This is a genomic window from Arenimonas sp. (genome assembly GCF_041919775.1).
GTDB lineage: Bacteria > Pseudomonadota > Gammaproteobacteria > Xanthomonadales > Xanthomonadaceae > Arenimonas.
The window spans coordinates 19,609-30,118 of the sequence record NZ_JAYRTE010000026.1; the positions used below are offsets into that span (position 1 = coordinate 19,609).

Below are 10,510 nucleotides of genomic sequence, written 5' to 3' on the forward strand. Positions count from 1 at the left end.
TAACAGGAGGTGACGCTTGGATACGAAACACTCGCGGCTTCTCGCCGCACGGGGTTGGGGACTGGCCGTGGTGTTTGCCCTGGCCGGCACGGCGTGGGCGCAGGACGGCGGTGATCGCGCGTCGGTGGAAGCGCAGCTGGCCGAAGCCGCCGCGGCGGTGGATGCCGCCAGCCAGGAAGTGCAGGCCCGCCAGGCCCAGCTCGAGGCCGCACAGGAAAGCCTGTCGCGCGCCGAACGTGCCCGCGACCAGGCCCAGGAGCGGCTGGCCCGCGCCGAGTCGCAGGCCGCCCGCGGTCGGGTGACGCGCCGCCAGGTGGACCAGGACAAACAGTCGGCCGAACGGGCGATCGAGGCCGTGCGCCGCGCCCGGGAGCAGATCGACGCGCTTGAATCGGCCATGTCGGACGGCCAGGCCAGCCTGCTGGCCGCCAAGTCGGCGGTGGACGCGGCCAGCGCCAGCGTCTCGCGTTACCTGGGCGACAAGCCGGGCGCCTGAACATGCACGACTGGCGACTGGTCACCGAACGCGCGGCGCGCGGCAATCCGTCGCCGCCAGCGCGTGTCGAAAAGTCCGAGGCCGAATGGCGGGCCATGCTGGCGCCGGAGGTATTCCGGGTTACCCGGCTGGCCGGCACCGAGCGGCCCTTCAGTTCGCAGATGTGCGGGCTGTTCGAACCCGGCCGCTACGGCTGCGCCTGCTGCGGCACGCCGCTGTTCGATGCCGGCACGAAATTCGAGTCCGGCTCGGGCTGGCCTTCCTTCACCGCGCCGCTTGCCGACGAGGCCGTGGCTTACAAGGGTGATCACAGCCACGGCATGCAGCGCATCGAAATCACCTGCAACGCCTGCGATGCGCACCTGGGCCACGTCTTCCCCGACGGCCCGGCGCCCACCGGCCTGCGCTACTGCACCAACGCCCTGTCGCTGCAGAAGCTGCCCGACTGAATCCCGGCGCCCCAAACGACAACGCCGCCCGGGTGGGCGGCGTTGGCGGGTTTGGTGGAGGTGGGGGGAGTTGAACCCCCGTCCGAGAGCACGCCATCTCCGGTACTACATGCTTAGCTCGTTGTTGATTCTCGTCCGACGGCAACACAACGTGCGAGGCACACCGTCGTCCACACCCGCTAAGTTCACTACCGGTTGGCGGGTCGCTGCCGGCAGCTGTTCCGTGATAATGACCCTACATCCACGAGCACGGGCACAAGTGGGTTCGGGGCTTACGCCTTAAGCGGCGAGAGCGTAGTTGTCGTCGTTGGCAACTAAGTTTTGCAGCTGGATTAACGAGGAAAGCTACCCCCTCGGCATGCACCAGTTGACTTTGCAACCCCCGTCGAAGCCAGGACACCCCCGGAAACGCGGAAATCGATTCGTTCAACCGACCCGGCAAGTATGGGGGTGGGGGCGGGGGACCACAAGGACCCGTGGGAGGGCCGTTCAGGCGTCCTTGTTGTGCTTGCGCATCACGCGCTGCTTATCCCGCTGCCAGTCGCGGTCCTTGGCGGTCTGGCGCTTGTCGTGGCTCTGCTTGCCCTTGGCCAGGGCCAGCTCCAGCTTCACCTTGTTGCCCTTCCAGTACACGGCGGTGGGGATCAGGGTGTAGCCGTCGCGTTCGACCTTGCCGATGAGCTTGTCGATTTCGTGCCGGTGCAGCAGCAGCTTGCGGGTGCGGCGGTCGTCGGCCACCACGTGGGTGGAGGCCTGGCTGAGCGGCGTGACCTGGGCGCCGAACAGGAAGATTTCGCCGCGCTTGACCACGGCATAGGCGTCGCCCATGTTCATCCGCCCGGCGCGGATGGACTTGAGCTCCCAGCCCTGCAGGGCGATGCCCGCCTCGAAGCGGTCCTCGAGGTGGTATTCGTGCCGGGCGCTGCGGTTGAGGGCGATGGTCTTGTTGCCTTCCGCCTTGTCCTTGCCGCTTCCGGTATTCTTGGCGTTGTTTTTCTTAGACATGTCCTTTCCTTGGCGGCCATTGTCGCCCATCGCGGGCCGGCTGGGGGAGGGCGCGGCAAGGAGCCCATGACAACTATTCATCGGCACGCCCTCGTTCGCCATTCGGCGCGGCGCATGTACGACCTGGTCAACGACGTCGGTTCCTACGCGGCCAGGTTCTCCTGGTGCGAGGGCTCCGAGGTCTTCGAGGCCTCGGAGACGCACATGCTGGCCCGGCTGGACCTGCGGGTCGCCGGCCTGCGCACCAGCTTCACCACGCGCAACCGGCTGGAGCCACCGACCCGCATCGATCTCGAACTGGAGGAAGGTCCCTTCCGCCGCTTCAGCGGCCACTGGCATTTCCATTCCCTGGCCGAGGACGCCTGCAAGGTCAGCCTGACCCTGGATTTCGACGTCGCCGGCAAGGTGCTGGGCACGGCGATGGCCGTCGGCTTCCAGGGCCTGGCCGACCGCATGGTCGACGATTTCTGCCGCGAGGCCGACCGGGCCTGACATGGACGGCGCGCCGATGCGCATCGAAGTGGTCTGCGCACGGCCAGGCAGGGCCTGGCGACTGGAGGTGCAGGTGCCGCCCGGCGGCACGGTGGCCGACGCACTGGCAGCGGCCGACCTGCCGGCGAAAGTGCCGGGCCTGGTGGTGGATGCGGATTGCCTGGCCGTTTTTGGCCGCGCCGTGGGCCTGGAAGACGGCCTGCGCGACGGCGACCGCGTCGAAGTGCTGCGACCGCTGCTGATAGATCCGATGCAGGCCCGGCGGCGCCGGGCGCGCGAGGCTTAGCCGCCGCTGGGCGGACGGCGCGGCTTGTCCTTGTCGCGGGCGAGGTTGCCGAAGCGGCGCATCTCGGCGGCCAGTTCGGCGTCGGCCTCGGGGAAGTATTCGCCTTCCCAGCGGGTGAGCGAATCACCGTCGAACCACAGCGTCAGGTTCTTGATCTCGGTGTCGCCGCGACGACGCCGTTCAGTGGCGACGTAGTCCCAGCGCGCCTGGTTGAACGGGTCGGCGACCGGCGGGGACCCGAGCAGGCTGAACACCTGGGCGCGGGTCAGGCCGACCTGCAGCTGTTCGACGCTCCTGGTCTCGAGCAGGTTGCCCTGGAAAACGGGCTGGCGGTAAACGATGCCGCAGCCGGCGATCAGGGTGGTGGCGAGCAGGAGCGTGAAAGCCTTGCGCATTGCGTGGGTATCCGGGACTGTCCGGGGCCGATGATACACTACGGCCCGGCGACGCCAGCCATGGCCACGCCCTGCGACGTCAAGGCATTCAGGAGACGAGATGGAATCCCAGGACCTGCGCAAGGCCGGACTCAAGGTGACCCACCCGCGCATGCGCATCCTCGACGTGCTCGAGTCCACCGGCCGCAAGCACCTGACCGCCGAGGACATCTACCGGCAGCTTCTCGAGAACGGCGACGACATCGGCCTGGCGACGGTGTACCGGGTGCTTACCCAGTTCGAGTCGGCCGGCCTCGTGCTCAAGCACAACTTCGAGGGCGGCCAGGCGGTTTACGAACTCGACCACGGTCAGCACCACGACCACATGGTCGACGTCGACACCGGCAAGGTGATCGAATTCACCAGCCCGGAAATCGAACGCCTGCAGCACGAGATCGCCGCCAAACACGGCTTCGACATCGAGGACCATTCGCTGGTCCTGTACGTGCGCGCGAAGAAGAAAAAGTAAGGCTAGCGGGCGCTGGCCCGCGCCAGCAGCTGGCGGGCGTTGGCCCGCACCTCTTTGGTGATCTCGACGCCGCCCAGCATGCGGGCGAGTTCCTCGACGCGGTCCTTTTCGGACAGGGCCTCGACCTGGCTGTGGGTGACGTCGGCCTCGACCGCCTTGCTGACCCGGTAGTGGTGGTGGCCCTGGGCCGCGACCTGGGGCAGGTGGGTGACGCACAGCACCTGGCGCTCGGCGCCCAGGGCCCGCAGCTTCTGGCCCACGACTTCGGCCACCGCGCCGCCGATGCCGGTATCGACTTCATCGAACACCATGGTCGGCACCGCGTCGAAACCGAGCGCCGCCACTTCGATGGCCAGGCTGATGCGCGCCAGTTCGCCGCCCGAGGCGACCTTGCGCAGGGCCCGCGGCGGCTGGCCTGGGTTGGCGGACACCAGGAATTCGCAGCGTTCGGCGCCCTGGGGCGTGGGACGGGTGGTGTCCAGCGGCTCCAGCGCGACGGTGAACACGCCGCCGCCCATGCCCAGTTCGCCCATCAGGCCGGCGACGGCCTCACCCAGCTGCGAAGCCGTGCGGGCCCGGGCCTGGCCCAGCCGGGCGGCGGCTTCGTTCCATTCGCGGGCGGCGGTATCGCGTTCGCGGCCCAGGCGGGCGGCCCGCTCGCCGGCGCCGGCCAGGCGGTCGAGTTCTTCCTGCAGCTGGTCGCGGCGGCTTGCCAGCTCTTCCAGCGGCACGCGGTGCTTGCGGGCCAGGTCGTGCAGGCGGGCGAGGCGGTCCTCCAGCCCCTGCAGGCGGTCGGGGTCGAGGTCGAAGTCGTCGTGCAGGCGTTCAATGCCGGCGGCGGCTTCGGCCAGCTGGATGCCGGCGGATTCAAGCAGGGAAAGCACTTCGGCCAGGCGTGGTTCGTCGCCGGCCAGGCGGGCCAGTTCGGACTGGGTCTGGTGCAGCAGGCGCTGCAGGGAAACGCCCTCGTCGCCGGCGAGACGGGCAAGCGCGGTTTCGCAGCCCTGCAGCAGGCCGGCGGCGTTGGCCTGGCGGCGGTGGGCGGCGGCCAGTTCTTCCAGCGATTCGGGATCGAGCGTTTCGGCGGCGAGTTCCTGGACCTGGTGTTCGAGCCAGGCCAGGCGCTCGCCGACGTCGCCGGCGCGGGCCAGGTCGGCCAGCTCGCGGTCGATCGTGGCCCAGCGGCGGGCGGTTTCGCGCACGGCGTCCAGCAGCGGGGCGTGCTGCCCGAAGGCGTCGAGCAGGGCCAGCTGCTGGCCGCGGTCGAGCAGGGCCTGGTGTTCGTGCTGGCCATGGATTTCCACCAGCAGCCCGCCCAGGGCCGAGAGCTGGCCCAGCGTCGCCGGCCGGCCGTTGATCCAGGCCCGCGAGCCGCCGTCGGCGCGCATCACCCGGCGCAGCTGGCAGGCGTCGCCGTCGTCGAGTTCGTTTTCGCGCAGCCAGGCCAGCGCCGCGGGCGCGTCGGCGAGGTCGAATTCGGCCGCCAGTTCGGCGCGTTCGGCGCCGTGGCGCACCACGCCGGCGTCGGCGCGGGCGCCGGTGAGCCACATCAGCGCATCCACCAGCAGCGACTTGCCGGCGCCGGTTTCGCCCGAGACCACGGTCATGCCCGGCCCGAAGGCCAGTTCGGCGCGGCTGACGACGGCGAAATCCTGGAGCGTGAGGTGGCTGAGCATGATGGCGGCGATTTTGCCTGAAAGGCCAAGCTTCGGCTGCCCCCGTCTCAGGATCCAAGACGCCGATGCCACCGGGGCGGGTAGGGTTTCGCCGCGTCTTGCGCCCCGGGCCTGCCGGCCTTATCTATGGGGCATGGACTTCGACCTCGACCCGCGCGCCCGCCGCCTGCTGCGCACCCTGATCGCCCAGCACATCCGCGACGGCGAACCCGTGGGTTCGCGCACGCTGGCCAAACGCTCCGGCCTGGACGTCAGCCCGGCGACGATCCGCAACATCATGTCCGACCTCGAGGAAATCGGCCTGGTGTCGGCGCCGCACACGTCCGCCGGCCGCATTCCCACGGCCCAGGGCTACCGGGTTTTCGTCGACAGCCTGCTGCCGATGAAACCCCTGCAGGACACCGAGGTGCAGCAGCTGCGCGCGCTGCTGCCGGCCGGCGCCGGCACCCAGGCCCTGCTGTCGAACACCAGCGAGCTGCTGTCGGCGATGAGCCAGTTCGTCGGCGTCGTGACGGTGCCCCAGCGCAGCCAGTTCGCCTTCCGCCACATCGACTTCGTGCCGCTGGACGGCCAGCGCATCCTGGTGATCCTGGTCTTCACCGACAACGAGGTGCAGAACCGCATCATCAGCCCGCGCCGCACCTACACCACCTCCGAGCTCGAACAGACCGCCAATTACCTGAACACGCATTTCGCCGGCCAGCCGCTGGCCGAGATCCGGGCCCGGCTGCTGCGGGACCTGCGCGAGACCCGCAGCGAGATGGAACGGCTGCTTTCGGCCGCGGTCGAGCTCTCCGAGCAGGCCCTGGGCGGCGGCAGTTCGCTGCCCGAGGACATGCTGCTGGCCGGCCAGACCCGCCTGATGGGCGTGCAGGACCTGTCGGACATGGAGCGCCTGCGCGACCTGTTCGAGGCTTTTTCGCGAAAGCGCGAGATCCTGCAGCTGCTCGAGGGCACGCTCAAGGCCCAGGGCGTGCGCGTGTTCATCGGCGAGGAAACCGGCTTGGCCCAGCTGGATGCCTGCACCGTGGTCACCGCGCCCTACCACGCCCAGGGCAAGGTGCTGGGCGTGCTCGGGGTGATCGGCCCCACCCGGATGGCCTACGAGCGGGTGATCCCGATGGTCCAGGCCACCGCCGACCTGCTCGGTGCTGCCTTGAATCCCGAACCGCCGGCCCCATAGGGGTACCCGACGCCCGCCGGACGCGGGGCAGCCATCGGAAAACCCATGCAAAACCAGAACCCGAACCCGGACGCGCAGGCGCCCGACGAAGTCCCCGATTTGGACACTGATTCCCTCGCCAGCGAGCTCGAGCAGCTGCGTACGGCGCTGGGCGACCTTCGCGAAGAGGCCCTGCGCGAGCGCGCCGACCTCGACAACCAGCGCAAGCGCCTGGCCCGCGACGTCGACCAGGCCCGTCGTTTCGCCAACGAAAAGCTGCTCTCGCAGCTGCTGCCGGTGCTCGACAGCCTCGAGGCCGGCCTCAAGGCCGCCGGCGACGCCAGCGGCCCGCTCAAGGACGGCCTGGAACTCACCCTGCGCCAGCTGCTCAAGGTCGGCGAGGACAACGGCCTGGCCCAGATCAACCCCGAGGGCGCGACCTTCGACCCGGAATGGCACCAGGCCATCAGCCAGATCGAGTCGCCGGGCGCCGAGCCGGGCAGCGTCGTGCAGGTCTTCCAGAAGGGTTATGCCCTGAACGAACGCCTGCTGCGACCGGCCCTGGTGGTGGTTGCCGCCGGCTGAGGGCTTCACGCCCCTTGAACACCCCGCGGCGGGCCCCATTTACCGAACATCCGCGGCCGCCGCCGCCAAACCAGAATCAGATAAGTCAGGGAGTCACACCATGGGCAAGATCATCGGCATCGACCTGGGCACCACCAACAGCTGCGTTTCCGTGATGGAAGGCGGCGTGGCCAAGGTCATCGAAAACTCCGAGGGCGACCGCACCACGCCTTCGATCGTCGCGTTCACCAAGGACGGCGAAGTCATCGTCGGCGCCTCGGCCAAGCGCCAGGCGGTCACCAACCCGAAGAACACCTTCTATGCGGTCAAGCGCCTGATCGGCCGCAAGTTCACCGACGCCGAAGTCAAGAAGGACCTCGACCTGGTGCCCTACGGCATCCTCGCCCATGAAAACGGCGACGCCTGGGTGCAGACCGCCGACGGCAAGAAGATGGCGCCGCAGGAGATCTCGGCCAAGGTGCTCGAGAAGATGAAGAAGACCGCCGAAGCCTACCTGGGCGAGTCGGTCACCGAGGCCGTGATCACCGTGCCGGCCTACTTCAACGACAGCCAGCGCCAGGCCACCAAGGACGCCGGCCGCATCGCCGGCCTCGACGTCAAGCGCATCATCAACGAGCCGACCGCGGCCGCGCTGGCCTATGGCATGGACAAGAAGGGCGGCGACCGCAAGATCGCGGTCTACGACCTGGGCGGCGGCACCTTCGACGTCTCGATCATCGAGATCGCCGAAATCGACGGCGAGAAGCAGTTCGAAGTGCTGGCCACCAACGGCGACACCTTCCTGGGTGGCGAAGACTTCGACGCGCGCGTCATCGACTATCTGGTCGAGGAGTTCAACAAGGAGCAGGGCATCGACCTGCGTAAGGATCCGCTGGCCCTGCAGCGCCTCAAGGACGCCGCCGAGCGCGCCAAGATCGAGCTCTCGTCGAACCAGCAGACTGAAGTGAACCTGCCATACGTGACGGCCGATGCGTCGGGCCCGAAGCACCTGAACATCAAGCTCACCCGCGCCAAGCTCGAGGCGCTGGTCGAGGACCTGATCAAGAAGACGATCGAACCCTGCCGCGTCGCGCTCAATGACGCCGGCCTGCGCGCCAGCGACATCGGCGACGTCATCCTGGTCGGCGGCCAGACCCGCATGCCCAAGGTGAAGGCCGCGGTGGCCGAGTTCTTCGGCAAGGAGCCGCGCCAGGACGTCAACCCGGACGAGGCCGTCGCCATCGGCGCCGCGGTCCAAGGCGGCGTGCTCGCCGGCACCGTCAAGGACGTGCTGCTGCTCGACGTCACCCCGCTGAGCCTGGGTATCGAAACCCTGGGCGGCGTGATGACCAAGATCATCGAGAAGAACACCACGATCCCGACCAAGGCTTCGCAGGTGTTCTCGACCGCCGAGGACAACCAGTCCGCCGTGACCGTGCACGTGCTGCAGGGCGAGCGCGAACAGGCCCGCTTCAACAAGTCGCTGGCCAAGTTCGACCTGTCCGGCATCGAGCCGGCCCCGCGCGGCATGCCGCAGGTCGAGGTGTCCTTCGACATCGACGCCAACGGCATCCTGCACGTGTCGGCCAAGGACAAGAAGACCGGCAAGGAGCAGAAGGTCGAGATCAAGGCCGGTTCGGGCCTGAGCGAGGAGGAGATCGCGCAGATGGTGCGTGACGCCGAGGCGCACCGCGAAGAGGACAAGAAGTTCCACGAGCTGGTGACCGCGCGCAACGCCGCCGACGGCCTGATCCACGCGACCCGCACCGCGATCACCGAGCACGGTTCCAAGGTACCCGGCGAGCAGCTGGCCGGCATCGAAACCGCGCTGTCTGAGCTCGAGACCGCGATGAAGGGCGACGACAAGGCCCAGATCGAGGCGAAGACCCAGTCCCTGCAGCAGGCGGCGCAGTCGCTTTACGCGGCGGCGGCCGGTGGCCAGGAGGGTGCGCCGGAAGCTGGCGCCCAGCCGGGTCCGCAGGAGAAGGCCGAGGACGTGGTGGACGCCGAGTTCACCGAGGTCAAGGACGACGAGAAAAAGTGATTATTCCTGCCGTGCCTGCGGCACGGCGGAATAATTGCCGCCGTTCGAGCCTCACGTTCGTGAGGCTCAACGCCGGATTAGGGCCGGGCCGCTTTCGCGGCCCGCGCCGGGCCGGGTGCATTGGCGGGGGGTGTGGTTGAGCCAGCGGGGTTTCTACGAAGTGCTGGGGGTTTCCCGCAGCGTGACCGAGGATGAGCTGAAAAAGGCTTACCGGCGCGCGGCGCAGAAATTCCACCCGGACCGCAATCCCGGCGACAAGGCCGCCGAAGCCAGCTTCAAGGAGGCCAAGGAGGCCTACGAAGTGCTGTCGGACGGCGGCAAGCGCCGCATCTACGACCAGCACGGCCACGCCGCCTTCGAAAACGGCATGGGCGGCGGCAACCCGGGCGGCGGCTTCCACGACGTCAACGACATCTTCGGCGACATCTTCGGCGACATCTTCGGCGGTGGCCGCCAGCGCGGCCCGCGCCGCGGCGCCGACCTGCGCTACGTGGTCGAGCTCGACCTCGAAGAGGCCGTGTTCGGCGTCGACAAGCGCATCGAGGTCCCGACCCTGGTGGCCTGCAAGCCCTGCAGCGGCAGCGGTTCGGAGGACGGCAAGGTCGAAACCTGCAGCACCTGCCGCGGACGCGGCCAGGTCCGCATGCAGCGCGGCATCTTCGCCGTGCAGCAGGCCTGCCCGGCCTGCGGCGGGCGCGGCCAGACCATCGAAAAGCCCTGCAAGGCCTGCCACGGCAATGGCCGCGTGCAGGACGAGAAAGTGCTGCAGGTGAAGATCCCGGCCGGCGTCGACAACGGCGACCGGATCCGCCTGGCCGGCGAAGGCGAGGCCGGGCCGCCGGGCTCGCAGCCGGGCGATCTTTACGTCGAAGTGGGCGTGCGCGAGCACGCGATCTTCCAGCGCGACGGCAACGACCTTTATTGCGAAGTGCCGGTGCGTTTTTCGCAGGCCGCGCTCGGCGCCGACATCGTGGTGCCCACGCTCGAGGGCGAGGCGCTGATCAAGGTCCCGCACGAGACCCAGACCGGCAAGCTGTTCCGCCTGCGCGGCAAGGGCGTGAAGTCCGTGCGCGGCCACGGCACCGGCGACCTGCTGTGCCGGGTCGTGGTGGAAACCCCGGTCAACCTGACGGCGCGCCAGCGCGAGCTCCTGAAGGAGTTCGAGTCCACCTTCGACGGCGAACACGGTGCCCGGCATTCGCCGCGCTCCAGCGGCTTCCTCGACGGCGTCAAATCATTCTGGGACCGCATGACGTCCTGACCAGACCGGCCCCCGCGGGAGCGAGTTCAGTCCCGATGCCCCGAACCTGTAGGAGCGCCTTCAGGCGCGAATCCATTCTTTGCCAAGGGCAAAGTCAAAAGATTCGCGCCTGAAGGCGCTCCTACAATGGGGTCAGCGCCCCCACCCCCCCCGCGGCGCGACGGCGGGGAAG

Annotated in this window: 12 protein-coding genes and 1 other RNA gene; 9 read left to right on the plus strand and 4 right to left on the minus strand. The window is 68.7% G+C overall.

Annotated elements, in window-relative coordinates:
* Nucleotides 1-16 precede the first annotated feature (16 nt).
* Both ACE3TE_RS11785 and msrB read left to right on the plus strand, forming a co-directional pair.
* Nucleotides 17-496 carry a hypothetical protein gene (locus tag ACE3TE_RS11785; protein ID WP_374605198.1) on the plus strand — a complete coding sequence of 160 codons (480 nt, stop codon included), beginning with the start codon at nt 17-19 and terminating at the stop codon, nt 494-496.
* A 2-nt stretch (nt 497-498) separates the two neighbouring features.
* Complete coding sequence (gene msrB / locus ACE3TE_RS11790; RefSeq protein WP_374605200.1) at nt 499-945, plus strand: peptide-methionine (R)-S-oxide reductase MsrB; 447 nt, start codon at nt 499-501, stop codon at nt 943-945.
* A gap of 52 nt (nt 946-997) precedes the next feature.
* On the opposite strand, the gene ssrA is transcribed toward msrB, so the two are convergent.
* Nucleotides 998-1,349: a transfer-messenger RNA gene (ssrA, locus tag ACE3TE_RS11795) on the minus strand.
* A gap of 85 nt (nt 1,350-1,434) precedes the next feature.
* A complete protein-coding gene (gene smpB, locus ACE3TE_RS11800) occupies nt 1,435-1,950 on the minus strand; it encodes an SsrA-binding protein SmpB (protein WP_374605202.1) in 516 nt (171 codons plus the stop codon).
* 66 nt (nt 1,951-2,016) lie between these two features.
* On the opposite strand from smpB, the gene ACE3TE_RS11805 reads away from it, so the two are divergent.
* Nucleotides 2,017-2,442: a type II toxin-antitoxin system RatA family toxin gene (locus ACE3TE_RS11805; protein ID WP_374605204.1), complete on the plus strand. Its 426-nt coding sequence runs from the start codon at nt 2,017-2,019 to the stop codon at nt 2,440-2,442.
* A gap of 1 nt (nt 2,443) precedes the next feature.
* Nucleotides 2,444-2,728 carry an RnfH family protein gene (locus ACE3TE_RS11810; RefSeq protein WP_374605206.1) on the plus strand — a complete coding sequence of 95 codons (285 nt, stop codon included), beginning with the start codon at nt 2,444-2,446 and terminating at the stop codon, nt 2,726-2,728.
* Here ACE3TE_RS11810 and ACE3TE_RS11815 read toward each other — a convergent pair.
* Nucleotides 2,725-3,123 (minus strand): outer membrane protein assembly factor BamE, encoded by a 399-nt coding sequence (locus tag ACE3TE_RS11815; RefSeq protein WP_374605208.1) that lies wholly within the window; start codon nt 3,121-3,123, stop codon nt 2,725-2,727. The genes ACE3TE_RS11810 and ACE3TE_RS11815 overlap by 4 nt on opposite strands.
* 100 nt (nt 3,124-3,223) lie before the next feature.
* On the opposite strand from ACE3TE_RS11815, the gene fur reads away from it, so the two are divergent.
* On the plus strand, nt 3,224-3,631 hold the full coding sequence (fur, locus tag ACE3TE_RS11820; RefSeq protein WP_374605209.1) for a ferric iron uptake transcriptional regulator: 408 nt from the start codon (nt 3,224-3,226) through the stop codon (nt 3,629-3,631).
* A 2-nt stretch (nt 3,632-3,633) separates the two neighbouring features.
* Here the strand turns inward: fur and recN are convergent, their stop codons facing one another.
* Entirely contained in the window at nt 3,634-5,307 is a 1,674-nt protein-coding gene (recN, locus tag ACE3TE_RS11825) for a DNA repair protein RecN (RefSeq protein WP_374605211.1), read from the minus strand.
* A gap of 133 nt (nt 5,308-5,440) precedes the next feature.
* On the opposite strand from recN, the gene hrcA reads away from it, so the two are divergent.
* The 4 genes from hrcA to dnaJ all read left to right on the plus strand — a co-directional run bounded on the left by hrcA (nt 5,441) and on the right by dnaJ (nt 10,338).
* The gene (gene hrcA, locus ACE3TE_RS11830) at nt 5,441-6,490 is read left to right on the plus strand and encodes a heat-inducible transcriptional repressor HrcA (protein ID WP_374605213.1); all 1,050 of its coding nucleotides are present in this window, start codon (nt 5,441-5,443) and stop codon (nt 6,488-6,490) included.
* A 45-nt stretch (nt 6,491-6,535) separates the two neighbouring features.
* Entirely contained in the window at nt 6,536-7,054 is a 519-nt protein-coding gene (gene grpE, locus ACE3TE_RS11835) for a nucleotide exchange factor GrpE (protein WP_374605215.1), read from the plus strand.
* 100 nt (nt 7,055-7,154) lie between these two features.
* Nucleotides 7,155-9,077: a molecular chaperone DnaK gene (gene dnaK, locus ACE3TE_RS11840; RefSeq protein WP_374605217.1), complete on the plus strand. Its 1,923-nt coding sequence runs from the start codon at nt 7,155-7,157 to the stop codon at nt 9,075-9,077.
* Between the two features lie 136 nt (nt 9,078-9,213).
* Nucleotides 9,214-10,338, plus strand: coding sequence for a molecular chaperone DnaJ (dnaJ, locus tag ACE3TE_RS11845; protein ID WP_374605219.1), 1,125 nt, complete (start codon nt 9,214-9,216; stop codon nt 10,336-10,338).
* Nucleotides 10,339-10,510 lie beyond the last annotated feature (172 nt).